Consider the following 26,063-nt stretch of genomic DNA (forward strand, 5'->3'; position numbering starts at 1 on the left):
GCGACGATCCCGCAACGATCGGAGGGGGTGGCCGAAAGGCTGCCCCCTTTTTTCGTGGCACCGATGCAGGCGCGCGTGCTTAATCGGGCGCAGCGCGAACAGGAAAACACCGATGGCAACGCTTCCCCCAGCCGCAACCGCGCTCGTCAGCGCGGCGATCGCCGCACGGCAACGCGGCGACGCAACCGGCGAGCGCCGGCTGCTCGACGACGCCCTGCGCGCCGCGCCCGATCATCCCCAGATCCTCAACGCGCGCGGGATGCGCGCGCTTTCGGACGATGACCTCGACCTCGCGCTCCGCTGCTTCACCGGCGCGGCGGCCGCCGACCCGGGGCAGCCCGTGCTGCGGATCAACCAGGCGACGGTCCATCGCCGGCGCGGCGACGACGCCGGCGAGCGCGCCGCGCTCGAGGCCGCGCTGGCGATCGACCGCCTCAATTTCACTGCGCAGCTGCGCATGGCGGAGCTGCACGAGCGCCGCGGCGATGCGGTCGCCGCCGCGCTCGGCTGGTCCGGCGTCGTGCAGATGGCGACCGGCATGACCGAGCGGTCGCCGGGGATCGAGGACGCGCTGGTCCGCGGCCGCGCCTTCCTCGCCGGCCACACTGCGACGATGGCGCGTGTGCTGACCGACGAGCTCGGCCCCGCGATGGCGGACCTGGGCGGCGGGGCGCGGCGGATTTCGGCGTGCATCGATCACATGCTGGGGCGGCGCGCGATCTATGCGAACCAGTGTTCGGGGCTGCACGTCCCGTTCCTCCCCGCCGACGAGTTCTTCGAACGCGCGGCCTTCCCGTGGTTCGCCGATCTGGAGGCGCATACCGACGCGATCCGCGCGGAGGCGCTGGCGCTGGTCGCATCAGGCGACGCACCGATCCGGCCCTATGTCCGGCTCGACCAGGGCACGCCCAGGAACAAATGGTCCGCGCTCGACAACAGCGCCGACTGGAGCGCGTGCTTCCTGTGGGAATATGGGGTGCGCAACGACGAGGCCTGCGACCGTTGCCCGGCGACCGCCGCGGCGCTGGCCGCGGTGCCGCAGACCGACATTCCCGGCAAGGCGCCGACCGCGTTCTTCTCGATCCTCCGCCCGCACGCGCACATCCCCGCGCATACCGGCGTGACCAATGCGCGGACTATCGTCCATCTGCCCTTGGTCGTCCCCGAAGGCTGCAGCTTCCGCGTCGGCGGCGAAACGCGCGCCTGGCGCGAGGGCGAGGCGTTCGCGTTCGACGACACCATCGAGCACGAGGCCTGGAACACCAGCAACGCGCCGCGCATCGTGTTGATCTTCGACGTCTGGAACCCGCACCTCACACCGGACGAGCAACGCCTGCTGCGTGACGTCTTCCACCTCACCGGGCAGGGCGGCGTCGCGCCCTAGGACTCGTCGAGCGACCCAACATAAGGCGCGACATGTCGCGCATAATTCCGCCAGCGCCCCGCCGATCGACCGTGGAGCGGCTGGCGGACCTGCCACACGCTGGCGGTCCGCACCACGCCCGCGCCCTGGCCCGCGAGTACCGCATCCTGCCAGTCGAGCCCGCACAAGCCGAGCAACGCCGCGATCGTCTCGCGCGGGGCCGCCACGACATCCTCATAGGCCACGTCATGGATATCGTCGCCGTACAGCGATCGCCAATGCGCCATCAGCCGCGTGTATTGCCCGAACCAGTGCACGATATCGTCGAGCGCATAGCCATAGCGCACGCTGTCGTCGAAATGCTGGAACCAGACCGACAGCATCGTGTCGCGCAGCGAGCGCGTGGTGTGGACGATCCGCGCGGCGGGAAACAGGCGCTTGATCAGCCCGATATGCAGGAAATTGTCGGGCCGCTTGTCGGTAAGCATGTCCGCATCGGGATAGAGCGCGCGGACCTCGGCCAGATAGGCGTCGCGCATCGCCGCGATCTGCTCGGGCGTCGCCGCGGCGAGCCGGTCGGGATAGGGCTGCAGCTGTGTCTCGACGAGGGCCGGCAGAATCTCGAGCTCGCCGCCCTTGGTGACCCGGCTGTGGCGCGACAGCATCTGTTCGACCAGCGTCGATCCCGATCGGAACAGCCCGCAGACGAACACCGGCGACCAGTCGGCCGACATGGCCGGTGGTGCCGGCGGCAGCGCGATGAGGGCGTCGACGAGGCGTTCGTGCGCGGCCCGGTCGTATCGCAGGGCAGGGGGCGCAGCGGCCTTCGCGGCCTGGTTGGCGCGCTGGAATACCGCGAACGCATCGTCGTAGCGCCCGAGCGCATCGAGCGCGCCGCCCAGCGCGAACCCGATCTCGGCGGCATCGGCGGCGGGCAGGCGGGGGTTGGCGAGCACTGGGGTCAGCCGCGCCGGCACCGCGCGTGCCTTGCCCTCGAACACGTCGATCGCACTCGTCCGCGCCAGCGCACGGGGGTGACGCGGATCGAGCGCGAGCACGCGCGCATAACTGTCCCGCGCTGCCCGAGCATCGCCGCGATCCTCGTAGAGCATCCCGAGGTTCAGCCAGCCGGTCGCGAACCGCGGGTTGCGCGCGATCGCGGCGCGCAGCTCGCGTTCGGCGTCGCCGTCGCGCGCGAGAAACTCGGACAGGATCACCGCGCGGTTGAGATGAACGTCCTCGGGCCGGTCGATGCCGCGCGCCAGCGCCTCGCCATAGGCCTCCAGCGCCGCCTCGAACGACCGCGCGCAGCGTAGCAGATAGCCGAGATTGTACCACGCCTCGGTCGACTCCGGCCCGATCGCGAGCAGCTGGCGATACGCCGCGATGCCGTCATCAACGCGCGCCTCGCGCATCGCGCGCACCGCAATCTGTCTGAGTTCGCCGACGTCCACGCAGATCCCCTAGCAGCGCCCCGCACGGGGCACGATACCCGCTGCGCAGCCTAGCGCGGCAATTCGATCACCGCATCCAGCCCGCCGCCCGCCCGGTTCGCCAGCCGGATCTCGCCGCCCGCCTCGCGCACGATCGCGCGTGCCAGCGCCAGCCCCAGGCCGATGCCCCCGGTCTCGCGATTGCGCGAACTCTCCAGCCGGGTGAACGCATCGAACACGTCGCCCATACGCGCCTCGGGAATCCCGGGCCCCTGGTCCGCGACGACGATCGCCACGGTCTTCGCCCGTGCCTCCACGCGTACTTCCGCCGAATGGCCGTATTTCACGGCGTTCTCGATCAGGTTGCGCACTGCGCGGCGGATCAGCGAAGGGCGCAGCCGCATCGGCAGCCGGTCGGCCTCGACGAACTCGACCGCGTGGCCGATGTCGCGGAAATCCTCGACCACCGCATCGACCAGCGCCGACAGGTCGACGTCGGTCAGCGGCTCGCTGGGGCGCCCCAGACGCGCTAGCGACAGGATGTCGTCGAGCGTCCGGTTCATCTCCGCGATCGTGTCGACCATCTTCGCGCGATCGGCCTCGTCCTCCACCGATTCGATCCGGACCCGCAGCGCCGCGAGCGGGGTGCGCAGGTCGTGGCCGATCGCGCCGAGCATCCGGTCCTTCTCGTCGAGCATGCCGCCGACGCGCAGCCGCAGCGCATTGAACGCGACGATCAGCGCGGCGACGTCGTCGGGGCCGCGCGGCAACAACGGGGTGCTCGGGTCGCCGGGACCGAAGCTCTCGGCCGCAGCGCGCAGGTCGCGCAACGGGCGCGACATCCGCCGAACGATCCACAGCACCGGCAGCAGCACGATGACGTAGAGGATCCCGGTCTGGCCGAGCAGCGTCCACAACAGCCGCGATTCGGTTCGTGGCCAGGGCGACATCACCGTCAGCCACCCGTCCGGCTGTTCGACTGCGATCAGCAGGATGTCGCCGTCACGCCCGCGCCGCCGCCGGGCGCCACGGCGTGCGGTGTCGGTCTCCTCGACCGCGCTTTCCACCGCGGGGCGAAAGCCGGTGTCGATCCGCCCGGGCTTCAGCCCGAGTTCGAGCAGCTGGCGCCGCATCTCGCTGGCAACCTCGGGATGGCGTTCGAGCCCGGCGGGAATCGGATCGGCAGCGACCCGGCGAACGCGTCCGCGATCGGCGGCGAGCGGCCGGCGATCGCGCGCCTCGCGTTCCAGCGCGTCTGCGATCCGCGTCGCGGCGGGACGAGTCGCCTGACCCAGCCGGAACTCGGTGCGGTCGCGCAGTGCGAGCCCGAAATTGATCGCCTGCGCAACGAACAGCGCCAGCGCGATCAGCAGCGCCATCTGCCCAGCCAAGCTGCGCGGCCAGGGCCGCATCACAGCCGCGTGACCTCCGCCGCCAGCGTATAACCGCCGCCCCAGACCGTCTTGATCAGCTCGGGATTCTTCGCATCGGCCTCGATCTTCCGGCGCAACCGGCTGACCTGGTTGTCGATCGCGCGGTCGAACGCCGCGGCCTCGCGGCCCTGCGTCAGGTCGAGCAGCTGGTCGCGCGTCAGCACCTGGCGCGGCCGGGTCACCAGCGCGAGCAGCAGGTTGTACTCGCCCGTCGACAGCGGCACCGACACGCCCTCGCGATCGACCAGCGCGCGTTCGCCCGATTTCAGCACCCATCCGGCAAAGCCGTACGAGCTGCTCTCGGGCGCATGGTGGCGCGCGCCGCCCGCGGTCGCACGGCGCAGCACGACCTTGACGCGCGTCGCCAGCTCGCGCGGCGAGAACGGCTTCACGACATAATCGTCCGCGCCCATCTCGAGCCCGACGATCCGGTCGGTCTCCTCCGCGCGCGCTGTGAGCAGGATCACCGGGACGTCGCTGGTCGCGGCGATGTGGCGGCACAGCGACAGCCCGTCCTCGCCCGGCATCATGATGTCGAGGATGACGAGGTCGATCGCATAGGCCGCCAGCCGCGTCCGCGCGCTTTCCGCGTCGCCGCACTGGGTGACGCGGAACCCCTGCTTGGTGAGATACGCCGCCAGCGGTTCGCGGATCGAGCGCTCGTCATCGACGAGCAGCAGATGTGGAAGATCCCCCATGGGGTCTGCGTCTAGCATGACCGGGCCCCGGGGGAAGCGCCGGACGGCATCGCGCCCGGCGCTCGGTTCACTTGACCTGCGCGGGGGCGGGGGTGGGGGCCGGCGCCGGCTGTCGGGCAGGGCCCATGTCGCCGCGCCGCGCACGTCGCATTTCCGCCATCGCTGTCAGTTCGGCCTGGTCGATCTTGCCGTCGCGGTTCGCATCCATGCGGTCGAACCGCACGCCGGCCTCGGCCAGCGCCTCGGCGCGCGTGACGATACCGTCGCCATTGGCGTCGGCGCGCATCATCGCGGCACCGGGGCCGCGCGGCGGACCGTCCTGCGCGCCGGCAGCGGTGGCGGTAAACACGCTGGCGCCGAGCGCGAGCGAGACGATGACCTTCCTCATGATAGCATCCTTGGCTTGGCCCCGGGGCACGATCCCCGGTGCGATGGTGCCGCTATGGCCGCACCCTGTCGCGTAGATGTGCCGGTCGACGTGGCAATTGTCGCAAATCATGTCGGATGCTCATCCGAAGACCGCGACGCTCTGCATTTGCTCGCCGACGCCCACGCCGTCCGCGTTCCAGATCGCCATCTGCTGGCTCGAACTCCCCTCGCGCGCATAGTCGGTCGTCGCGCGCAGCAGCCACCAGCCGTCGCGCGTCAGCGGCTGCGACCCCAGCACATTGAACAGCCACGTCATCGAACTGATCGGCACGACCGCGCCGATCAGCTTGAGCGCGGCCGGGGGCAGGCAGTCGGCGATGCACATCAGCTCGACCATCGGGTCCAGCCCGTCGCGCTCGGCAAGCCGTACCCAGCGCAACCATTCCGATTTCGGTCCGTCGCGCTGGTCGACGAATTCGAAATTCTGCGTGAACGGCACAGCCGCAGTACCGCGGTAGGTCGTCGTCTCGGGGCCGGGGACCGGAAATTCGGGCGCCGCTCCGACGTGATGATCGAGCCGCGACTCGACCGGCCCCATGAACACGAACGTCGCGCGCAGCCCGAGGCCCGCGTCGCTCTCGACATCGACCTGCACGAACGCCGCGTTGCGCCCGCGCCTGAGCCTGGTCGCGCGGATCGCAATGTCGCCAGACAGCGGCCCGATGAACGACACCTGCGCCGATCGCAGCGGCGGCAGGTCGACGTCCGACACCTGCGCCGCATGCAGCGCGAGCGCGGCCGAGAAGCCGCCATAGGCGGTGCGCCCCTGCAGCCAGGTCTCGGGCACCGACCCGCGCCAGCCGCCCTCGATCGGAACCAGCGCGTCGATCGCCTGCTTGAGGGTCGTCATCACCGCGTCGCGGCCGTCTGTCCGAACAGCATCTTTTTCTGCTCGTCGGTCATCGGCGTGCGCGAATCGTTGATCGCCTTGCCCTTCTCATAGGCGGTGATCGTCGCGGGGCGTTTGGCGATCGTCTCGAACCAGCGCTTCACGTTCGGGAAGTCGGCGAGCGTCTGGCCCTGCGCCTCGTGCGGCACGATCCACGGATAGGCCGCCATGTCGGCGACCGAATAGGCGCCCGCCACGAATGCGCGGTCCGTCAGCCGCCGGTCGAGCACGCCGTACAGCCGGTTCGTCTCCTTGACGTAGCGGTCCATCGCGTAGGGAATCTTTTCGGGCGCGTAGATGTTGAAATGATGGTTCTGGCCCAGCATCGGCCCCAAGCCCCCCATCTGCCACATCAGCCACTGGTTCACCTCGGTGCGCTCGCGAAGCGAATCGCCGCCGAACCGCCCGGTCTTCCCGGCGAGGTACAGCAGGATCGCGCCCGATTCGAACACGGTAATCGGCGCGTTGCCGACGGCAGGGTCATGGTCGACGATCGCGGGCATCCGGTTGTTCGGCGCGATCTTCAGGAACTCGGGCGCGAACTGCTCGCCCTTGCCGATGTCGACCGGGCGGATCGTGTAATCGAGCCCGGTTTCCTCCAGCATCATCGTGATCTTGTGGCCGTTCGGCGTGGGCCAGTAATGCAGGTCGATCATTCCGGAGCTCCTCGGTGGGTGCGCGGCAGATGGTGTGGCGGCGCGCCGCGTACAACAGGCTTTGCATTCCGGCGCGATCCGTGCCATTGGCAGCGCCGTACCCGATATTCAGTTTCGCTTCGAGGACGCACAGGGCGCCGAAGCGGCCAAGGCTTGGAGAGGGGATAAGGCGGAAGGACGGCAACGTACCTTCCGCCGTCCTTCCAGCAGACCGGGTTTTTGATTTTCTATCGTTGGGTTGGACGGCAGACAAAAAAGGGCGCGGCTTCCGGTGTGGAAGCCGCGCCCTTTTTTACGTCGCGCCGCGGCGAAGCCGCGTCGTCGGTCGCTGCTGTGCAGCGCCGGCCGTGCTCGAGACTGCTCGGCGCGCTCGCGCCGAACAGTCTCTGCGCATCAGAAGCGGAACGCTGCGACGCCGCGGATGCTGTGCCAGCGGAAATAGTCGAAGCCGCGACGGAAGTCGGTGCCTGCCGCGTTGCCGCGCGTGAAGGGACCACCAGCCGGGCCGCCCGATGCGCGGACGCGGTAGTCGTTGTCCTCGTAGCGATGGAACATGTATTCCATGCCGATCGAGAAGTTCTTGCCGATCTTCTGCTCGACGCCACCGCCGCCGGTGATGCCCCACTGCTTCTTGTTGCCGTTCGAGGTGAACGTGTTGGCGGTGTTGCCGGTCGTGAAGCTGTTGTCGATGCTGGCATAGCCAGGGCCGAACGCGCCGTAGAACAGCGTGGTGTCGACCGCGTAGCCGACGCGGCCGCGGATCGATGCTTCCCAGTTCAGCTCGCGCGACATGGTGTAGAAGGCGGGCGTGGTCGAGAAGGCGCTGACGCTGTCCTTGATCTCGGACTTGCCGAACTCGCCGACGACGCCGACGACGATGTTGCCGCGCTGTGCGTCGAAGCCGAGGCGACCGTAATAGGCGATGTCGTTGCGATCGTTGTTGCAACCACGGCCGCCGGCTGCGGGGGCGGTGTTGCTGGTCGCGGCGCCGTTGCAGAAGCCGGGCGAGAAGGCGTTTGCTGCGGTCGCAGTCGAGATCGTGTCGCCGAAGCTGCCGTTCAGGTCGCGGTCGAACTTGATGTTCTCGCCAACGTCGTTCGGCTGGACGTCAAAGCCGAACGAACCGCCGGCGTACAGGCCGCTGAACGGTGCGTCCGCGGTGGTTTCCTGCGCGAATGCCGGCGTTGCTGCGAGTGCGGCAGCGCCGATCAGGCCGGCGAACAAAATCTTGCTCATCGATAATTCCCCTTATCTTGGTTGCGTGTCGCTCCAGTAACGTCATTCCCGCGCGAAAATATCCCGTTCATGACAAGTTGTTCATGGGTGTGGCTTTGTCGCAACACAGATCAAGGTCTGCGGGATCCGGCGGCGCTGTCGGCGCGCTTGGCTTTGTCGCGCGCGGCGCCCTATATCGACGGCACATGGCAGACGATCTTTTCGCGGCATCCACCGCGCCCGGCGCAAAATCCGCCCCCGCCTACGACGCCTCGTCGATCGAGGTGCTGGAGGGGCTCGAACCGGTTCGCCGCCGGCCGGGCATGTATGTCGGCGGCACCGACGAACGCGCGCTCCACCATCTCGCCGCCGAAGTGCTCGACAACGCGATGGACGAAGCCGTCGCGGGACATGCGACGCGGATCGAGATTCACCTCGAACCCGGCAACCGGCTGACGATCGTCGACAATGGCCGCGGCATCCCGGTCGACCCGCATCCGAAATTTCCCGGCAAGTCCGCGCTCGAGGTCATCCTGTCGACGCTGCATTCGGGCGGCAAGTTCGCGGGCAAGGCCTATGCGACCAGCGGCGGCCTGCACGGCGTCGGCATCAGCGTCGTCAACGCGCTGTCGTCGGATACGGTGGTCGAGGTCGCGCGCGACCGCCAGCTCTATCGCCAGCGCTTCGCGCGCGGGATCACGCTGGGGCCGATCGAGGCGTTGGGACCGACGCCCAACCGCCGCGGCACCAGCGTCGCGTTCACGCCCGATACCGAGATCTTCGGCCCCGAGCTGGCCTTCAAGCCGGCGCGACTCTACAAGCTCGCGCGGTCGAAGGCGTATCTGTTCGCGGGCGTCGAGATCCGCTGGAAATGCGCACCCGAACTGCTCGCCGACGACACGCCGGCCGACGCGGTGTTCCAGTTCCCCGGCGGTCTTGCCGACCATCTGCGCGACCAGATCGCCGGCCGCGAATGCGCGACCGCGGAGTTCTTCGCCGGGTCGCAGGCGTTCCCGGGTGAGGACCAGGGCCGTGTCGAATGGGCGGTCGCCTGGCCGCTGTGGAGCGACGGATCGTACAGCTGGTACTGCAACACAATCCCGACGCCCGATGGTGGCACGCATGAACAGGGACTGCGCCAGGCGTTGGTGCGCGGCATGCGCGCGTTCGGCGACCTGGTCGGGCAGAAGAAGGCCAAGGACATTACGGCGGACGACGTGATGGTCGGCAGCGAGCTGATGCTGTCGGTGTTCATCCGGGAGCCGCAGTTCCAGAGCCAGACCAAGGACCGGCTGACCAGCCCCGAGGCCGCCGCGCTCGTCGACAAGGCAATGCGCGACCATTTCGACCATTTCCTCAGCCACAACATGGAGCGCGGCAAGGCGCTGCTCAACTATGTGCTCGAGCGGATGGACGAGCGGTTGCGCCGCAAGCAGGAGCGCGACGTCAAGCGCAAGACCGCGACCTCCGCGCGTAAACTCCGGCTGCCGGGCAAGCTGACCGACTGTTCGGCGAACTCGCCCGAGGGCACCGAGCTGTTCATCGTCGAGGGCGATTCGGCCGGCGGCTCGGCGAAACAGGCGCGCGACCGCAAGACCCAGGCGATCCTGCCGATCCGCGGCAAGATCCTGAACGTCGCCTCGGCGACCAGCGCAAAGATCTTCGCGAACCAGGAGATCGCCGACCTGACGCTGGCGCTCGGCTGCGGGACGCGGAAGGACTGCACGGTCGAAACGCTGCGCTACGAGCGCGTGGTGATCATGACCGACGCAGACGTCGACGGCGCGCATATCGCGACGCTGCTGATGACGTTCTTCTTCCAGGAGATGCCCGATCTCGTCCGCCGCGGGCATCTGTATCTCGCACAGCCGCCGCTCTACCGCCTGACCGCCGGCACCAAGAGCCTGTACGCGCGAGACGATGCGCACCGCGCCGAGCTGGAGCGGACCGCGTTCAAGGGCAAGAAGGTCGACGTCGCGCGCTTCAAGGGTCTCGGCGAGATGAACCCGATGCAGCTGCGCGAGACGACGATGGATCCCGCGACGCGCGGCATGCTGCGCATCACGCTGCCGCAGGAATATGAGGAGCGGGCAGGGGTGAAGGACCTGGTCGACCGTCTGATGGGCAACAACCCCGCGCACCGCTTCGCCTTCATCCAGGAAAATGCCGGCCGGATGGACGAGGACGCGATCGACGCATGAGGTAAATCGTATTGACAATCTGAGTGGGAGAGCTTAGATGGACCTTACGTTCGATCCTGCGAAGGACGCGGCGAACATCGCCAAGCACGGCCTGTCGCTCGCCGATTTTCGCGGGTTCGATACCGATCCGAACATCTATGTCGACGACCGGCATGACTATGGCGAGGTCAGGCTGTTGGCGAGAGGCCGGATCGGCGGACGCGGATATTGCGTCGTCTTCACGGTCGTTGGCACCGTGACGCGCGTCATCAGCTTCCGTCGAGCGCATGAGAAGGAGATGAGGCGCTATGAGTAAGGAACCGCTGCCGCCGGATTATGACGAGAATCCGGAATGGACCGATGAGATGATCGCCGAAGCCCGCCCCGCATCCGAGGTCCTGCCTCCCGAAGTCGCCGCGCTGCTGGTCCGCCGCCGCGGGCCGCAAACGGCGCCGACCAAGAAGGCGGTAACGCTCCGCCTCGATCCCGACGTCCTCGACAAGTTCAGGTCCACCGGCCCCGGCTGGCAGTCGCGGATGAACGAGGCGCTGCGACAGGCCAAGGTGTGACGCCGCAGCATTGCGGTGATGGTTGACGCGTCTCCCTGCGCGCCCGTATTAGGCCTTCCGGGCGGTCCATCGGGGCCGCCCTTCTCGTTTCGTAAAGGAAGCGCCTCGTGACCATCACCCCGCTCATGCCCGTCTACCCGCGGTGTGGGGTGCGTCCGGTCCGAGGCGAGGGTGCGTACCTCTTCGGTGAGGACGGCCAGCAGTTTCTCGATTTCGCCAGCGGCATCGCGGTCAACGCGCTTGGCCACGGCCACCCCGTGCTGGTCAAGGCGATCGCCGATCAGGCTGCGACGCTGATGCACGTGTCGAACCTGTACGGCAGTCCGCAGGGCGAGCATCTCGCGCAGCGGCTGGCGGACAACACGTTTGCCGACACGGTGTTCTTCACCAATTCGGGGGCGGAAGCCGTGGAGTGCGCGATCAAGACCGCGCGCCGCTATCATTTCGCGAACGGCAATCCGCAGCGCAACACGCTGATCACCTTCGACACCGCGTTCCACGGCCGGACGCTCGGCACGATCTCGGCGACCAACCAGTCCAAGATGCGCGACGGGTTCGAGCCGCTGCTGCCGGGCTTCACCTATGCGACGTTCAACGACCTCGAAGGCGCGCTCGGGCTGATCGACGACAACACGGCCGGCTTCCTGGTCGAGCCGATCCAGGGCGAGGGCGGCATCCGTCAGGCGACGCCGGAGTTCCTGCAGGGGCTGCGCAAGGCATGCGACGAGCATGGCTTGCTGCTCGTGCTCGACGAGGTCCAGTGCGGCTATGGCCGGACCGGCAAGTTCTTCGCGCACGAACTCTACGGCATCACGCCCGACATCATGGCGGTGGCCAAGGGGATCGGCGGCGGCTTCCCGCTCGGCGCATGCCTCGCGACCGAGGAAGCCGCCAAGGGCATGGTCGCAGGCACGCACGGTTCGACCTATGGCGGCAACCCGCTCGCGATGGCGGCGGGCGAGGCGGTGCTCGACGTGATGCTCGCGGACGGCTTCCTCGAGAATGTCACCAAGATGGGGGACCGGCTGCGGCAGGGGCTCGAACAGATGATCCCCAATCACGATCACCTGTTCGACAGCGTCCGCGGCACCGGGCTGATGCTCGGGCTCAAGCTCAAGAGCGACAGCCGCGCGTTCGTGGCGTTCGCGCGCGACGAGCACAACCTGCTGCTCGTGTCGGCGGGCGAGAACGTCGTCCGCATCCTGCCGCCGCTGGTGATCGACGAGAGCCACATCGCCGAGTGCATCGAGAAGCTGTCGGCGGCGGCGCGTGTGTACGTGCCGGCGAGCGACGACTGACCTGATCTCCCTCTCCCTTTGGGAGAGGGAAGGGGCCCGCTGCCGCAGGCAGTGGGAAGGGTGAGGGCAGCATTGTCCGAACCCTGTCCTCACCCTTCCGCCGCTCCGCGGCTCCCTCCCTCTCCCACAGGGAGAGGGATATTGGGGAACGACCAATGCGCCATTTCCTGAATCTTACCGACGCCGGCGCCGACGGCATCGCCGCGATGCTGGCCGATGCGCTCGACCGCAAGGCCGCGCGCGCCGGCTTCCCGAAGGGCCGCGCCGACAGCGACGCGCCGCTCGCCGGGCACACGCTCGCGATGATCTTCGAGAAGAATTCGACGCGCACGCGGTTCAGCTTCGACATGGCGATCCGCCAGCTCGGCGGCACCTCGATCGTCGCGGAGTCGGGCTCGATGCAGCTCGGCCGCGGTGAGAGCATCGCCGATACCGCGCGCGTGCTGTCCTCCTATATCGACGCGATCATGATCCGCACCGACGATCACGCCAAGGTCGAGGAGATGGCGCATTATGCGAGCGTCCCGGTCATCAACGGCCTGACCGACGCGTCGCACCCGTGCCAGATCATGGCCGACCTGCTGACGATCCTCGAGAGCGGCAAGGCGCTGCCTGGGCTCAAGGTCGCGTGGCTCGGCGACGGCAACAACGTGCTCGCCTCGATCGTCGAGGCCGCCGGGCTGATGCAGTTCGACGTCGTCGCAGCCTGCCCGCAGGGGTTCCAGCCCGAGGAGGAGGCGATCGTCCGCGCGTCGGGCCGTGCACGCGTCGTGTCGGATCCGCGCGAGGCGGTCGAGGGCGCGGACATCGTCGTCACCGACACCTGGATCTCCATGGGGCAGGCGAATGCCGAGACCAAGCTCAAGGCGCTGACCCCATACCAGGTCACTTCTGCGTTGATGGCGGACGCCAAGCCCGACGCGAAGTTCCTCCACTGTCTCCCCGCGCACCGGGGCGAGGAAGTGTCGACGGAGGTGATCGACGGCCCGCAGTCGCTGATCTGGGCGGAAGCGGAGAACCGGCTCCACGCGCAGAAGTCGGTGCTGCGCTGGTGCTTCGGGCAGATCGGCTAGCCACCCGCCATGCTGAACTCGTTTCAGCATCCACCTCTCCACGAGCGACAACGCCTGTGGAGAGATGGACCTTGAAACGCGTTCACGGTGATGGTTGGGACGGGCGCGGTTGACCAACACTAGCCACTCCCCATCTTTGCTCGGATGACCACCGACCCCAACACCACCGACCTCGATCGCGCACTCGCGTTCGCGATCCCCGAGCGCAACGCCCGCGGCCGTATCGTCCGCCTCGGGCCGACGCTCGACCGCGTGCTCTCGGCGCACGCCTATCCCCCCGCGATCGAGGCGCTGCTCGCCGAGGCGCTGACGCTCGCCGCGCTGATCGGCGCGACGCTCAAGGACGCCAGCGGCCAGCTGACGATGCAGACCCGCACCGAGACCGGTGTCGTCCAGCTGCTGGTCTGCGACTATCGCGGCGGCGAGGTGCGCGGCTATGTCGAATACGACGCCGAGAAGCTGGCCGAGGCGCCCGCGCAGCCGAGCCTGTTCGCGCTGTTCGGCCAGGGCTATCTGGCCATCACCTTCGACCTCGCGACGACCGGCGAACGCTATCAGGGCATCGTGCCGCTCGACGGCGAGACGCTGGCCGAGGCCGCGCAGAGCTATTTCCTCCAGTCCGAACAGATCCCGACGCTGATCCGCGTCGCGATGCGCAAGGGGCCGGACGGCGCCTGCGTCGCGGGCGGGCTGTTCCTCCAGCATCTCCCCGAAGGCGAGGATGGCCGCGAGCGGCTGCACACCAAGCTCGACCATCCCGAATGGGAGCATGTAGCGATCCTCGGCGGGACGATCGCCGCCGACGAGCTGACCGATCCCGAACTGCCGCTCGAGACGGTGATCTGGCGGCTGTTCAACGAGGAGACTGACGTCCGCATCCATGCCGACATCCCGATCGTCCGTGGCTGCCGCTGCGACGCCGACTATATCGCCGGTGTGCTGTCGAAGTTTCCGGTCGAGGAACGCCGCGAGATGGCGGACGAGGCCGGGATGATCGTCGTCGACTGCGCGTTCTGCGCGCGGAAGTTTCCGGTGGCGGCCGAAGCGGTGGTGTGATGCGAGGAGGGCGTCGCCGCGTCCCCTTTCGTCAGCCCCTTCGTCACCCCAGCCTGCGCTGGGGTGACGGAACGTTGGTGACACGAGACGCACCCTTAACGCGATCTTCATACCTTCCGCGCTAAGCCACCCGGGTGCTTCTTTTACTTCAGCACGTTTCTCCCTTTAGGCGCTGCAAGCGCCAACCTGGGGCCGCTCGCAGGAGCGGCCCTTTCTTTTTGTCCGCCGAAGGCCTAGCGCGTGGCGCATTATGACATCCTCCCCAATTGCGGTCGCGCTGGTCTCCGGCGGGCTGGACTCGATGGTATCCGCCGCCGCCGCGCGCGAAGCCGGATATCGGCTGCTCGCGCTGTCGGTCGACTATAACCAGCGCCACCGCGTCGAGCTCGCCGCCGCGCGCCGGATCGCCGACGCGCTCGGCGCCGAGCGCCATATCGTCCTGCCGCTCGACCTCTCCGCGTTCGGCGGCTCCGCGCTGACCGCGGACATCGCCGTGCCCAAGGACGGCGTCGGGACCGAGGACGGCGGCGGCATTCCCGTTACCTACGTCCCCGCGCGCAATACCATCTTTCTCAGCCTCGCGCTCGGCTGGGCCGAGGCGGCGGGTGCGCGCGACCTGTTCATCGGCGTCAACGCGCTCGATTATTCGGGCTATCCCGATTGCCGCCCCGAATTCATCCAGGCGTTCGAGGGGCTCGCCGAGCTCGCGACCAAGGCCGGGGTCGAGGGCGAACCCTTCCGCATCCGCGCGCCGCTGCAGCACATGACCAAGGCCGACATCGTCCGCGAAGGCACGCGCCTCGGGCTCGACATGGGGATGAGCTGGTCGTGCTACGATCCGGCGCCCGGCGGCGTGCATTGCGGGCAGTGCGACAGCTGCCGGCTGCGCTCGAAAGGGTTCGAGGACGCCGGCATCGCCGATCCGACGATCTACGCGACGGTCCCGGGCGTTTCGGCGATCACCGAAGGGTCATGAGCTACGCCGTCAAGGAGATGTTCCTGACGCTGCAGGGCGAGGGCGTCAACGCCGGTCGCCGGGCGGTGTTCGTGCGCTTCGCCGGCTGCAACCTCTGGTCGGGGCGCGAGCAGGACCGCGCCACCGCGGTGTGCCGATTCTGCGACACGGACTTCGTCGGCACCGATGGGCTGGGCGGCGGCAAGTTTGCCGATGCGGACGCGCTGGCGGCGGCGGTCGAGGGATTCTGGGGCGAGGGGGCGGCGGACCGCTTCGTCGTGCTGACCGGGGGCGAGCCGATGCTGCAGATCGACGACGCGGTCGTCGACGCGCTGCACGCGCGCGGCTTCTCGATCGCGATGGAGAGCAACGGGACGATCGCCGCGCATCCCGGGATCGACTGGGTCTGCGTCAGTCCCAAGGCGGGCAGCGTCGTCGTGCAACGGACCGGCGACGAACTGAAGCTGGTCTGGCCGCAGCCGGGGACCGACATCGCCGATATCGAGACCTGGGACTTCGCGCACCGCCTGCTGCAGCCGCTCGACGATCCGCGCGCGGACGCGAACCGCGAGGCGTGTGTGGCGATGGTAATGCAGCGCCCGGCGTGGCGGCTGTCGCTGCAGACGCACAAACTGCTCGGCTTGCGCTGATCCCGACCCCGTCATGCCGGGCTCGTCCCGGCATCCAGAGCCCCAAGCGCTGCGTTCCGTAACCCTGGATCCCGGGACGAGCCCGGGATGACCGTGGATTTAAGCGACGCTCAGCGCTGCGCGATGCCGACGCCGGCGGGCGGCCAGTTCTGTGCGCCGCACTTCTTCTCGACCCATTCGCCCTTCTTGTTCCAGCAGATCGGGTCGAGCCGCGGTTTCGCGGTGGTGTCGCGGCCGATATAGCGCGGGAAACGCTGCTCGCCCCAGGGAACCAGGCTGTTCCGCAGCTCGCGCGAACGCGCCAGCGCAAGGTCGCCGAAGCTGCCGCGCGGCGTAAACAATGCGTCGCGGCCGATCGAGGCCGCGGTCTGGCAGAAGCCGAACTGCGCGGCGACCGTCGCGAAGCTCGAATAGGTCCGCGTGCCGAACTGGTCGAGCGCGGTCTGGCCGGCCTTGGGGGTCTTGTTGATCCGCGTGAAATATTTGCCGAGCGTGTCGAACGCGCCCTTCAGCTCGACCGCATGGTCGGCGATCGTGCCGTTGTAATTGTCGACGGTCAGCAGCGTCGGCTCGAACTGGCATTGCAGCGCAGCGACGTTCAGCGCCGCGCGCATGTGCCACACCAAGGCGGCGCGCTGCTCGGCGGCGGTAGCGCCCGGCATCGCCTGGCCCAGGCCCTCTTCGGTCCCGTTGACCGCGGCGGCCGAGAAATCATGCGACTGCATGAAGAACTGCGCGGACGCAGGAGTGCCGAGGGCCAACGCGCCCGACCCGGCACAGACCGCGAGCGCGATACGCAACACCTTCATTTTGAAACCTCCCCGGGGGCAATCCCAAGCGCGGGAAACTACCGCGTTTTGCGCCCGTTCCCAACGCCATTTAACCAAGATCGCCGTCTGGTGGAAGCCGGTACGCACCCCCCGCAACGCGCATTTCAGTCGCAGCCGAAACGATCGGCGCTGCCATGGAGGGTCGCCGCTGGGACGGATCGCCCGTGCGAAGAACCCCAACGCGAAAGGGCCGCCCGGTTGCCCGGACGGCCCTTCACGTCGTAGTTTTTCCGAAACCGGAAAAATTACATCGCGTTGGTCGTGGTGTCGTTCGACATCATCGTGTCGTTCGCCATCATCGTGTCGTTGGCCATCATGCCACCGTTCGACGCGCCGTCGACGGCGGTCATGTTGTCGGTCATGGTGTCCATGCCCTCGGTGGCGTTCATGTCGGTGACCATCGTGTTGTCGGTGGTCGTCTCGGTCTTCGGACCGCAAGCCGAAACAGCGAGTGCTGCGGCAGCGATCATCGAACCGGTCAGAACCTTGGAAATTGCGCGCATGTGGAAGCTCCCTAGATAGAGGATCTGGTAGGGCCTGATTGACCTTAATACCCAAATCACAGTGGACATTAATCCGATAACGCCTTGGTCTCAAGCGCCGTTTTCGGACGCCAAAGAAAGTGTTTCAGCGAATGCTCCCGCCGTCAACGCCAAGGCGGCGTCGAAGGTTGCAAGATTGGTCGAAATGCCCAGCGCTTTCAGGCTGGTAACCGGGTCCGGCAGCCCGCAGGGGACGATCCCGCCGAAATGGGACAGGTCGGGCGCGACGTTGACCGCAAAGCCGTGCAGCGTGACCCAGCGCCGCACGCGGACGCCGATCGCGCCGATCTTCGCCTCGCGGCCCCCGAAATTGCGGTGGTCGAGCGTCCAGATGCCGACACGCCCGGGAATCGCGAACGCCTCGACCCCGATCTCGCCCAGCGCCGCGATCACCCACGCCTCCAGCGTATGGACATAGTGGCGCACGTCGCGCCCGCGCTTGGTCAGGTCGAACACGACATAGCCGATCCGCTGGCCGGGGCCGTGATAGGTGTACTTCCCGCCGCGCCCGGTCGCGATCACCGGGAAGCGCGCGTCGATCAGGTCGACCGGATCAGCGCTGGTCCCTGCGGTGTAGACGGGGGGATGTTCGAGCAGCCAGACGAGTTCGCCCGCCGACCCGTCGGTGACCGCGGCCGCGCGCGCCTCCATCTCGGCCAGCGCGGCGGCATAGGGGGTCAGGCCGGCGCTGACGCGCCATTCGACAGTGTCGGGAAGGGGGGGGTGGGACTGCGTCACCGTCCTCAATTGCGCATCCCCGCGCGCGGTTGCAACCATGTGGTCAAGCGGCGAGGCTTCGGCTAACCCCGCGACCGTCGGCAACCGGGGAACGTGGCGCATGGTAAAGATGGGGAACGTCTGGGATCGTACGGTCGAGGTCCTGAACGGCCGGACCGGGATGATCGGCAGTTTTGCGCTGCTCGGGCTGTTCCTGCCCTCGGTGATGCGCGACGCCTATGTCGCGGCCGGCACGCCGGGAACGATCGGCTTCGCGCTGATCGGCCTGACGCTGAGCATGATAGCCTTGCTGGCGATGATCTGGGCGCAGCTCGCGATCATCGCGGTCGCGACGCACCCCTCGACCATGCGCGCGGACGCGGCGCACCAGGGGCGGGCGCGGCTGGGGCCGGCGTTCGGGATCACGATGCTGCTCGGGCTGATCGCCGGGCTTGCGGCATTGCCGCCGATGATCGGGCTGGTGCTGTCGGGGTTCGACTTCGCGGCCGCGTCGCGCGGCGCTGCGACGATGACGCCGCCATCGGCCGGCACCGCGGTGTTCGTCTCGCTCTATTTCCTCGTCTACGGGCTGTTCGTGATCTGGGCCGTGGCGCGGCTCGCGCTGCTCAACGCGGTGATCCTTAACGAACGCCTCGGGGTCGGCGCTATCCGGCGGTCGTTCGCGCTGACGCGCGGCCTGACCTGGCGGATCATCGGCGTCGTCGTGCTGTTCGCGATCGTCCTCGTCGTCGCGACCGCCGCGGCGCAGGCGGTCACCGGCGTGATCTTCCGCTTGGTGCTGGGTGCGAGCGGCAAGGGGCTCGCCGCATTCCTCGCCGACGTCGCCGGGACGCTCGTCACGACCGGCTTCTCGGCGCTCGCCGCGGTCTTCACTGCCCAGCTCTACGTCGCGACCGCTGGGACACCGACATCCGAATGAAACTCGACTTCGCGACCGTCCTGACCGACGCCTGGGCGCTGTTCAAGCGCGACCGCGACCTGTTGCTGCGCACCGCCGCGCCGTTCCTGTTCCTGCCCGCGTTCGCGCTCGCACTGGTCGTCCCCGATCCGCCGATGCCGCCCGACGGCGCCGGGGGCGGCGAGGCGCAGGCGCTGGCCTGGGCAGACCAGGTCACCGCTTGGGCCAGCACGAACGGCGGCTGGTACGGGCTCGCCTATGCGATCAGCTTTTTCGGGACGTCGCTGTTCTACGCGCTCTATCTCGACGGGCAGGCGGGGCGGCAGGGGCTCGACGTCGCCGGCGCGATAAAGCGGTCGGCGGCGCAGTTCCCGCGGTATCTGCTGGCGATGATCTTGGTGTCGCTCCCGGCGGGTGCCGGGTTGCTGCTCTATGCGATCCCCGGCCTCTACATCCTCGGCCGCACCATGCTGACCGGCCCGGCGCTGTTCGCCGAGGCGCCGATCGGCGCATTCGCCGCGATCCGCCGCAGCCTTACTTTGACACGCGGGTCGGGTCTGCCGCTGATGGGGCTGGCGGCGTTCAGCTATATCAGCGGGTGGCTGATCGGGCAGCCGTTCATGCTGGTCGACCGCTGGATGCGGACCAGCGGGCAGGAGAACCCGGTGGTACTCGCGCTGGTCGATGCGGGGGCTGCTGCGGCGGCGATGGCGGCGGGGTTGGCGATGGCGCTGATCGCGGTCAGCGCCTATCGGCGGCTCGCCAGATAAGGAATCTGCGGCGCCGATTCCATCGGCAGCAGGCCCAGCGCGCGCGGATCGGGGAAGGTCTCGATCGTCCGCCTGATCGCCGCGAACCCCTGCGCGCGATAGAAGCCGAGCGCGGACGTGTGGTCGAGCGTGCAGGTATGCAGCCACACCCGCTCGATACCCTTGCCCCAGGCGCGCGCCAGCGTCTCGGCCATCAGCCAGCGCCCATGCCCCTGCCCGGCAAGCTCGGGGACGAGCCCAAAATACGAGATCTCGCAGACCCCCGGCGTACGGACATCGAGTTCGACCATGCCGATCTCGATCCCCGCGGCGTCGACCACCGCATGGACCAGGATGCCGTCGTCGTGGACGATCGCGGCGAGCGCCGCATCGGTCATCGTCAGCCGCGAAAACCACAGCCACGGCGCCCCGACGCGCGCGAACAGCGCCCGGTACCGGTCGAGCGCGGGCCGGTCCCAGCGCACCAGCCGGAACCGCGACGCCGGCACCGGGCGGAGCGGCGGCCGCTGCCGCATCTCCAGCGTCGTGACGATGGTGGCCAGCTGGTCGTCCGCGACCGGGATCAACGCCACCGGCTCAGGCCCAGGTCGCGACCGGCGGCAGGCTCATCAGGATCGCATCCACATTGCCCCCGGTGCGCAGCCCGAACGACGTGCCGCGGTCGTACACCAGGTTGAACTCGGCATAGCGGCCGCGCCAGGCGAGCATCGTGGCCATGTCGGCTGCATCGAACGGCATGTCCATCCGCCGCCGCACGATGGTCGGATAGGCGGTCAGGAACGCCTCGCCGACATCGCGGGTCAGCGCGAAGTCCGCGTCGAAATCGCCGTCGAGATGATCGTAGAAGATGCCGCCGACGCCGCGGTGGACCTTGCGGTGCGGGATGTAGAAATAGGTGTCCGCCCACTCCTTGAACCGCGGATAATAGCCCGGGTCGTGCGCGTCGCACGCCGCCTTCATCGTCGCGTGGAAATAGTCGGTATCCTCCGCGATCGGCAGCGGCGGGTTGAGGTCGGCCCCGCCGCCGAACCAGCGCTTGGTCGTGGTCAGGAAGCGGGTGTTCATGTGCACCGCGGGAACGTTCGGATTGGCCATGTGCGCGACCAGGCTGATCCCCGTCGCGGAAAAGCGCGGATCCTCGCCCGCGCCGTTGATCGATTTCGCGAACTCGCCCTCGAACGTGCCGCCGACGGTCGAGACGTTGACGCCGACCTTCTCGAACACCTTGCCCTTCATCACGCCGCGCACCCCGCCGCCGCCGGGCGCGCCCGACGGGTCGATCCGGTCCCACGGCGTGTAGTCGAACGACGCATCCGACCCGGCCTCGCGCTCGATCGCCTCGAACTCGGCGCAGATGCGGTCGCGGAGCGATTCGAACCAGGTTCGGGCGGCGGCTTGCTGGGGATCGAGCGGGGTCATGACGGGGGTGTATCAAACCGGCGTGGGTACGGGGAAGGGCTTAACGCGGTCACCCGTCATCCCGGGCCTGTCCCGGGATCCAGGGCCACAATCGTTGCGCCTGTTACCCTGGATCCCGGGACGAGCCCGGGATGACGGCCAATTATGAGGTAATCTGCCACCCCGTCTGCCGCATCGCCTCGCCCAGCACCATCGCCGCGGACACGCCGATGTTCAGCGACCGGAACCCCGGCCGCATCGGGATCACCACGCGCACGTCCGCCCGCGCATGGACATGCTCCGGCACGCCGCGCCCCTCCGACCCCAGCAGCAGCACGTCGTCCTCGCGGAACGCCGCGTCCCACAGCGGCACCGCGCCCTTGGTCGTCAGCAGCACGATGCGCCCTCGCGCGCTCCCGGCGAACGCGTCCCAGTCGACGTGCCGCTCGACCTGCGCCGCATCGGCATAGTCCATGCCCGAGCGCGCCATCGCCTGGCGGCTCCAGGGAAACCCCATCGGCTCGATCAGATCGACCGGCACCCCGAAGCAGGTCGCGGTCCGCAGGATGGCGCCGACATTGGCGGCGATGTCGGGTTCGTACAGGGCGATGCGCATGGCCATTCCCCTACCGCGAGCGCCCGCCGGAACAAAATGCTGTTGGCAAAACGCGATGCCGCCGTCTATCAGACACCAGCCTCCGTGGGGACGGTTGGGCATGGCGGCGCAGGGATTCCCGATCACGCGCGTGGCATGTCACGATAAGAATTAGGTGCAAGGGCGAGACTTGATGGCGACTGTCGACGACATGGTTCCCCCCGGCTCAGGGCCCGGACTCGATGCGGCCCGGCCGACGCTCGACGACTCGCACGACCCGCGCCGTCGCGACTTCATCAACATCGCCGCCGTCTCGTTCGCAGGCGTCGGCGCGGTCGCGATCGTGCTGCCGCTGGTCAACCAGATGAACCCGAGCGCCGACGTGCTCGCGCAGGCGACCACCGAGATCGACCTGTCGAAGATCCTCCCCGGCCAGGCGATCAAGACCAGCTTCCGCAAGCAGCCCCTGTTCGTGCGCAACCTGACGCCGAAGGAAATCCAGGAGGCCGACGCCGTCGACATCTCGACGCTGCGCGACCCCCAGACGCTCGAGGAGCGCACCAAGGCGGGCAAGAAGAACTGGCTGATCACCCTGGGCGTCTGCACCCACCTCGGCTGCGTGCCGCTGGGCGCGGGCGAGGGCGAGAACAAGGGGCCGTTCGGCGGCTATTTCTGCCCGTGCCACGGGTCGGCCTACGACACCGCCGCGCGCATCCGCAAAGGCCCGGCGCCGACCAACCTGCACGTGCCCGACTACGCCTTCAACTCCGACACCGTCGTCACGGTAGGCTGAGGAAACGACCATGAGCTTTCCCTGGGCCAAGCAGTACGAACCGAAAGCCCCGCTGATGCGGTGGCTGGACGAGAAGCTCCCGCTTCCGCGTCTGGTCTACAGCGCCGTCGGCGCCGGCTATCCGGTGCCGCGCAACCTGAATTACTTCTGGAACTTCGGCGTCCTCGCCGGGGCCGCGCTCGCGATCCAGATCATCACCGGCATCGTGCTGGCGATGCATTACGCCGCGAATGGCGGGGTCGCGTTCGACTCGGTCGAACACATCATGCGCGACGTCAACGCCGGCTGGTTCCTGCGCTATGCGCACGCGAACGGCGCGTCGATGTTCTTCATCGTCGTCTACACGCACATCTTCCGCGGGCTCTATTACGGCTCGTACAAGGCGCCGCGTGAGATGGTCTGGCTGCTCGGCGTCACGATCTTCCTGCTGATGATGGCGACCGCGTTCATGGGCTACGTCCTCCCCTGGGGGCAGATGAGCTTCTGGGGCGCGCAGGTCATCACCGGCTTCTTCTCGGCGATCCCGCTGGTCGGCGAGACCATCCGGGTGTGGCTGCTCGGCGGGTTCGCGCCCGACGACGCCGCGCTCAACCGCTTCTTCTCGCTCCACTATCTGCTGCCGTTCGTGATCGCGGGCGTCATCGTCCTGCACATCTGGGCGCTGCACATCCCGGGGTCGAACAACCCGACCGGCGTCGAGGTGAAGGGCGAACAGGATACCGTCCCGTTCCATCCCTATTACACCGCGAAGGACGGCTTCGGGCTCGGCGTCTTCCTGCTGGTGTTCGCGTCGCTGCTGTTCTTCTTCCCGAACTATCTGGGCCACCCGGACAACTACATCCCGGCGAACCCGCTCTCGACGCCCGCGCACATCGTCCCCGAATGGTATTTCTGGCCGTTCTACGCGATTCTGCGCGCCTTCACCGCGGACTTCATCCTGCCAGCGAAGCTGTGGGGCGTGCTCGCGATGTTCGGGTCGATCCTGCTGCTGTTCTTCCTGCCCTGGCTGGACAGCTCGCCGGTGCGGTCGAACAATTTCCGGCCCAAGGCACGGATCGCGTTCTGGGTGCTGGTCGTCGACATCTTCGTGCTCGGCTATTGCGGCGGGGCTCCGGCAACGGCGTTCTACGTGATCCTCAGCCAGATCTGCGCGGCCTATTATTTCGCGCACTTCCTGATCATCCTGCCGATCATCTCGCGGCTCGAGCGTCCGGCGCCGTTGCCCAACTCGATCACCGAGGCGGTGCTGAACAAGCATGGCGGCACGAGCCCGGCTAAGACGGCGCTCTCCACCGCGCCCGCGCACTGATACGAACTCGAGGACACACACATGGTTCGTCTCATTGCATCCCTGGTCGGCGCCGCGTTCGTGCTGGTGCTGGGCATCGCGCTCTTCGGCAGCGTGTCGGGGGCCATCACCGACCCCGTCGCGCCGACCGCGGAGAGCGTCTATCATCTCCACCCCAAGGAGCTGGAGCTCGCGTCGAACGGCGTGTTCGGCAAGTTCGACCGTCGCCAGGTCCAGCGCGGCTTCCAGGTCTACAAGGAAGTCTGCTCGGCCTGCCACTCGCTGCGCCTCGTCGCGTTCCGCGACCTGCAGAAGATCGGCTATAGCGAGCCCGAGGTTAAGGCGATCGCCAACCAGTGGGTGATCGAGCAGCCGACGATCAACCCGGAGACCGGCGAGGCCGCGACCCGCAAGAACATCCCGAGCGACCATTTCCCGTCGCCCTTCGCCAACGAGGTCGCCGCCCGCGCCGCCAACAACAACGCGCTGCCGCCCGACCTGTCGCTGATCACCAAGGCCCGCGAGGAAGGCACCGCCTATGTCCACTCGCTGCTGACCGGCTACCGCGCCCAGTCGCCGGCGATGCTCAAGGCGTTCCCCGATGCGAAGACGCCCGAGGGGCTGCACTACAACCCGTATTTCGCGAACCTCAACATCGCGATGCCGCCGCCGCTGACGTCGGACGGCCAGGTGACCTATGCCGACGGCACCAAGGCAAGCGTCGAGCAGATGTCCGCGGACGTGTCGGCGTTCCTGACCTGGACCGCCGAGCCGAACCTCGAGGCACGCCATGCCGCCGGGTTCGCGTCGATCCTGTTCATCCTGATCTTCTGCGGGCTGGCTTGGGGCGCGTACCGCAACGTCTGGCGCGACGTGAAGCACTGAGACGACCTGTAGCTGGACCGGGCTTTCCCGATCGAACGAAACGCCGGGCTCTGTGCCCGGCGTTTTGCGTTTGGGGTCCGGCTTGATCGCCGCGATGTGATCGCCGCATCCTGTGGTACCGGACGGCTCGACGCCGCTCCGGCACGACGGGGGACGTATCAGGCGCGGCAGGCTCTTCGGGTTCGACGTCGACTCCCGTGCGATTGGAACATCGACAGACCGCGCTCGTTTTACGATCAATGGCGGCGCGTTTTGTCCGCTCTCCATCGTACGGGAGACTATCGATGACCCTCACTCGCTTCAGCGCCGTGGCGCTCGCCGTCGGCATGGGCCTCGGCCTCGGCGCTTGTACCGACGGCTATGGCTATGGCGGCGCCGGGATCGGCTATGCCAGCGATCCCTATTATGGCGGCGGCAGCTATTACGGCGCCGGCTATGGCGACGGGCTCGGCTATGGCGGCCTCGGTTACGGTGGCCTCGGCTCCTATTACGGCTGGTACGGCGACTATTATTATCCGGGCTCGGGCGGCTTCGTGTACGACCGCTATCGCCGTCCGCATCGCTGGAACGGCAACCAGCAGCGCTATTGGCAGGGTCGCCAGCGTTACCGCGGCAATGGCGGCGGGAACGGCGGAAACTGGGGAGGCTTCGACCGTGGCGATCGTGGGGGCCGCGATGGCATTCGCGGCGGCCGCGGCGACGGTATTCCCGGCAATTACTACGGCAACCGCGGCGGTTCGCGCGGCGACTATCGCGGACAGCGGGGGCCCCGGCCCGACGGTGCGCAGGCGGGGCAGCGGCCCTCGTTCCAGGGCGGCCAGCCGACCGTGCGCGGCAGCTATGGCGGCAACCGCCCGAGCGGCGCGAGCCAGGGCTATCGCGGCGGCGGCCCCCGTGGCGGCGGCGGCTATCGTGGCGGCCGGGGCGGCGGCGGTCGTCCCTCGCGGTAATACCGCATCCGGTCCCCCCTCACGGGGGACCGGTCAGGGGCGCGTGGCGATCATGACGTTCGACACGAACGTCATGACCATCACGTCGTCCTGGTTGAATACCGACACCCGGCTCTTGAACAGTCCCATCTCGGGTCGCGACGCGGACGCGCGCTTCTCCAGTATCTCGGTCTCGCAGCGGAGCGTGTCGCCCGGATAGACCGGCTTTACCCAGCGCAGTTCGTCGATCCCTGGCGAGCCGAGACTGGCCTGCGGATCGACCGTGCCTTGCTCGACCAGCATCGCCATCGTCATCGCCGCGGTATGCCAGCCGCTTGCCGCGAGCCGCCCGAAATGCGTCGCCGCGGCGGCTTCGTCGGACAGATGGAACGGCTGCGGGTCGTACTTCTGCGCGAACGCGATGACGTCGTCGCGGGTCACCGGATAGTGGCCGAACGACGCCGTCTCGCCGACCGCGATATCCTCGAAATAGCGCAACG

At 68.0% G+C, this 26,063-nt stretch carries 29 protein-coding genes; 15 read left to right on the forward strand and 14 right to left on the reverse strand.

Annotation, left to right across the window (positions count from 1 at the left end):
* Positions 1–112 precede the first annotated feature (112 nt).
* A complete protein-coding gene (locus FSB78_RS01630) occupies positions 113–1,384 on the forward strand; it encodes an aspartyl/asparaginyl beta-hydroxylase domain-containing protein (RefSeq protein WP_147079400.1) in 1,272 nt (423 codons plus the stop codon).
* Here the strand turns inward: FSB78_RS01630 and FSB78_RS01635 are convergent.
* The 7 genes from FSB78_RS01635 to FSB78_RS01665 form a co-directional block, all read right to left on the reverse strand.
* On the reverse strand, positions 1,381–2,817 hold the full coding sequence (locus FSB78_RS01635; protein WP_147079402.1) for a tetratricopeptide repeat-containing sulfotransferase family protein: 1,437 nt from the start codon (positions 2,815–2,817) through the stop codon (positions 1,381–1,383). The genes FSB78_RS01630 and FSB78_RS01635 overlap by 4 nt on opposite strands.
* A gap of 50 nt (positions 2,818–2,867) precedes the next feature.
* Positions 2,868–4,208 (reverse strand): sensor histidine kinase, encoded by a 1,341-nt coding sequence (locus tag FSB78_RS01640; protein WP_242007920.1) that lies wholly within the window; start codon positions 4,206–4,208, stop codon positions 2,868–2,870.
* Positions 4,208–4,927 carry a response regulator gene (locus tag FSB78_RS01645; protein WP_147079406.1) on the reverse strand — a complete coding sequence of 240 codons (720 nt, stop codon included), beginning with the start codon at positions 4,925–4,927 and terminating at the stop codon, positions 4,208–4,210. The genes FSB78_RS01640 and FSB78_RS01645 overlap by 1 nt, the downstream gene beginning before the upstream one ends.
* A 67-nt stretch (positions 4,928–4,994) precedes the next feature.
* Positions 4,995–5,315 carry an EF-hand domain-containing protein gene (locus tag FSB78_RS01650; RefSeq protein WP_199743096.1) on the reverse strand — a complete coding sequence of 107 codons (321 nt, stop codon included), beginning with the start codon at positions 5,313–5,315 and terminating at the stop codon, positions 4,995–4,997.
* Positions 5,316–5,435: 120 nt separating this feature from the next.
* A complete protein-coding gene (locus FSB78_RS01655) occupies positions 5,436–6,206 on the reverse strand; it encodes a thioesterase family protein (protein WP_147079409.1) in 771 nt (256 codons plus the stop codon).
* Positions 6,206–6,901, reverse strand: coding sequence for a glutathione binding-like protein (locus tag FSB78_RS01660; RefSeq protein ID WP_147079411.1), 696 nt, complete (start codon positions 6,899–6,901; stop codon positions 6,206–6,208). The genes FSB78_RS01655 and FSB78_RS01660 overlap by 1 nt, the downstream gene beginning before the upstream one ends.
* A gap of 393 nt (positions 6,902–7,294) precedes the next feature.
* On the reverse strand, positions 7,295–8,137 hold the full coding sequence (locus FSB78_RS01665; protein ID WP_147079413.1) for an outer membrane protein: 843 nt from the start codon (positions 8,135–8,137) through the stop codon (positions 7,295–7,297).
* 185 nt (positions 8,138–8,322) lie between these two features.
* On the opposite strand from FSB78_RS01665, the gene parE reads away from it, so the two are divergent.
* The 8 genes from parE to queE all read left to right on the forward strand — a co-directional run bounded on the left by parE (position 8,323) and on the right by queE (position 15,897).
* Positions 8,323–10,317 carry a DNA topoisomerase IV subunit B gene (gene parE / locus FSB78_RS01670; RefSeq protein ID WP_147079415.1) on the forward strand — a complete coding sequence of 665 codons (1,995 nt, stop codon included), beginning with the start codon at positions 8,323–8,325 and terminating at the stop codon, positions 10,315–10,317.
* A 37-nt stretch (positions 10,318–10,354) separates the two neighbouring features.
* Entirely contained in the window at positions 10,355–10,612 is a 258-nt protein-coding gene (locus FSB78_RS01675; protein ID WP_147079417.1) for a BrnT family toxin, read from the forward strand.
* A complete protein-coding gene (locus tag FSB78_RS01680; RefSeq protein WP_147079419.1) occupies positions 10,605–10,865 on the forward strand; it encodes a BrnA antitoxin family protein in 261 nt (86 codons plus the stop codon). The genes FSB78_RS01675 and FSB78_RS01680 overlap by 8 nt, the downstream gene beginning before the upstream one ends.
* A gap of 107 nt (positions 10,866–10,972) precedes the next feature.
* Positions 10,973–12,163, forward strand: coding sequence for an aspartate aminotransferase family protein (locus tag FSB78_RS01685; RefSeq protein WP_147079421.1), 1,191 nt, complete (start codon positions 10,973–10,975; stop codon positions 12,161–12,163).
* Between the two features lie 155 nt (positions 12,164–12,318).
* Positions 12,319–13,236 carry an ornithine carbamoyltransferase gene (gene argF / locus FSB78_RS01690; RefSeq protein ID WP_147079423.1) on the forward strand — a complete coding sequence of 306 codons (918 nt, stop codon included), beginning with the start codon at positions 12,319–12,321 and terminating at the stop codon, positions 13,234–13,236.
* Positions 13,237–13,380: 144 nt separating this feature from the next.
* Entirely contained in the window at positions 13,381–14,292 is a 912-nt protein-coding gene (gene hslO / locus FSB78_RS01695) for an Hsp33 family molecular chaperone HslO (RefSeq protein ID WP_147079425.1), read from the forward strand.
* Positions 14,293–14,542: 250 nt separating this feature from the next.
* Positions 14,543–15,268 carry a 7-cyano-7-deazaguanine synthase QueC gene (queC, locus tag FSB78_RS01700; protein WP_147079427.1) on the forward strand — a complete coding sequence of 242 codons (726 nt, stop codon included), beginning with the start codon at positions 14,543–14,545 and terminating at the stop codon, positions 15,266–15,268.
* Entirely contained in the window at positions 15,265–15,897 is a 633-nt protein-coding gene (gene queE / locus FSB78_RS01705) for a 7-carboxy-7-deazaguanine synthase (protein ID WP_147079430.1), read from the forward strand. Before queC ends, queE begins: the two co-directional genes overlap by 4 nt.
* A gap of 110 nt (positions 15,898–16,007) precedes the next feature.
* Here queE and FSB78_RS01710 read toward each other — a convergent pair whose 3' ends face one another.
* From FSB78_RS01710 to lipB, 3 genes are all read right to left on the reverse strand, one after another.
* Positions 16,008–16,706 (reverse strand): hypothetical protein, encoded by a 699-nt coding sequence (locus tag FSB78_RS01710; protein WP_147079432.1) that lies wholly within the window; start codon positions 16,704–16,706, stop codon positions 16,008–16,010.
* Positions 16,707–16,972: 266 nt separating this feature from the next.
* Positions 16,973–17,230 (reverse strand): hypothetical protein, encoded by a 258-nt coding sequence (locus FSB78_RS01715; protein WP_147079434.1) that lies wholly within the window; start codon positions 17,228–17,230, stop codon positions 16,973–16,975.
* 90 nt (positions 17,231–17,320) lie between these two features.
* Positions 17,321–18,046 (reverse strand): lipoyl(octanoyl) transferase LipB, encoded by a 726-nt coding sequence (gene lipB, locus FSB78_RS01720; protein ID WP_147083946.1) that lies wholly within the window; start codon positions 18,044–18,046, stop codon positions 17,321–17,323.
* Positions 18,047–18,107: 61 nt separating this feature from the next.
* Between lipB and FSB78_RS01725 the strand changes: the two genes are divergently transcribed.
* Together FSB78_RS01725 and FSB78_RS01730 are read left to right on the forward strand one after the other, a co-directional pair.
* Positions 18,108–18,926 (forward strand): hypothetical protein, encoded by an 819-nt coding sequence (locus FSB78_RS01725; RefSeq protein WP_147079436.1) that lies wholly within the window; start codon positions 18,108–18,110, stop codon positions 18,924–18,926.
* Positions 18,923–19,675, forward strand: a complete 753-nt coding sequence (locus tag FSB78_RS01730) for a hypothetical protein (protein WP_147079438.1) — start codon at positions 18,923–18,925, stop codon at positions 19,673–19,675. Before FSB78_RS01725 ends, FSB78_RS01730 begins: the two co-directional genes overlap by 4 nt.
* Here the strand turns inward: FSB78_RS01730 and FSB78_RS01735 are convergent.
* The 3 genes from FSB78_RS01735 to FSB78_RS01745 all read right to left on the reverse strand — a co-directional run bounded on the left by FSB78_RS01735 (position 19,654) and on the right by FSB78_RS01745 (position 21,689).
* On the reverse strand, positions 19,654–20,247 hold the full coding sequence (locus tag FSB78_RS01735) for a GNAT family N-acetyltransferase (RefSeq protein WP_147079440.1): 594 nt from the start codon (positions 20,245–20,247) through the stop codon (positions 19,654–19,656). The two genes, FSB78_RS01730 and FSB78_RS01735, sit on opposite strands and share 22 nt — an antisense overlap.
* A 4-nt stretch (positions 20,248–20,251) precedes the next feature.
* Complete coding sequence (gene hemF, locus FSB78_RS01740) at positions 20,252–21,094, reverse strand: oxygen-dependent coproporphyrinogen oxidase (RefSeq protein ID WP_147079442.1); 843 nt, start codon at positions 21,092–21,094, stop codon at positions 20,252–20,254.
* 142 nt (positions 21,095–21,236) lie between these two features.
* Positions 21,237–21,689, reverse strand: coding sequence for a tRNA (cytidine(34)-2'-O)-methyltransferase (locus FSB78_RS01745; RefSeq protein ID WP_147079444.1), 453 nt, complete (start codon positions 21,687–21,689; stop codon positions 21,237–21,239).
* A 172-nt stretch (positions 21,690–21,861) separates the two neighbouring features.
* Between FSB78_RS01745 and petA the strand changes: the two genes are divergently transcribed.
* From petA to FSB78_RS01765, 4 genes are all read left to right on the forward strand, one after another.
* Positions 21,862–22,461, forward strand: a complete 600-nt coding sequence (gene petA / locus FSB78_RS01750; RefSeq protein ID WP_147079446.1) for a ubiquinol-cytochrome c reductase iron-sulfur subunit — start codon at positions 21,862–21,864, stop codon at positions 22,459–22,461.
* 10 nt (positions 22,462–22,471) lie between these two features.
* A complete protein-coding gene (locus tag FSB78_RS01755) occupies positions 22,472–23,770 on the forward strand; it encodes a cytochrome b (RefSeq protein ID WP_147079448.1) in 1,299 nt (432 codons plus the stop codon).
* Between the two features lie 21 nt (positions 23,771–23,791).
* On the forward strand, positions 23,792–24,634 hold the full coding sequence (locus FSB78_RS01760; RefSeq protein ID WP_147079450.1) for a cytochrome c1: 843 nt from the start codon (positions 23,792–23,794) through the stop codon (positions 24,632–24,634).
* 284 nt (positions 24,635–24,918) lie between these two features.
* The gene (locus FSB78_RS01765; RefSeq protein ID WP_147079452.1) at positions 24,919–25,584 is read left to right on the forward strand and encodes a hypothetical protein; all 666 of its coding nucleotides are present in this window, start codon (positions 24,919–24,921) and stop codon (positions 25,582–25,584) included.
* A 33-nt stretch (positions 25,585–25,617) separates the two neighbouring features.
* On the opposite strand, the gene FSB78_RS01770 is transcribed toward FSB78_RS01765, so the two are convergent.
* Positions 25,618–26,061, reverse strand: a complete 444-nt coding sequence (locus FSB78_RS01770; protein ID WP_147079454.1) for a MaoC family dehydratase — start codon at positions 26,059–26,061, stop codon at positions 25,618–25,620.
* Between the last annotated feature and the right edge of the window lie 2 nt (positions 26,062–26,063).

It is taken from the genome of Sphingomonas ginsenosidivorax (assembly GCF_007995065.1).
Classification (GTDB): domain Bacteria; phylum Pseudomonadota; class Alphaproteobacteria; order Sphingomonadales; family Sphingomonadaceae; genus Sphingomonas; species Sphingomonas ginsenosidivorax.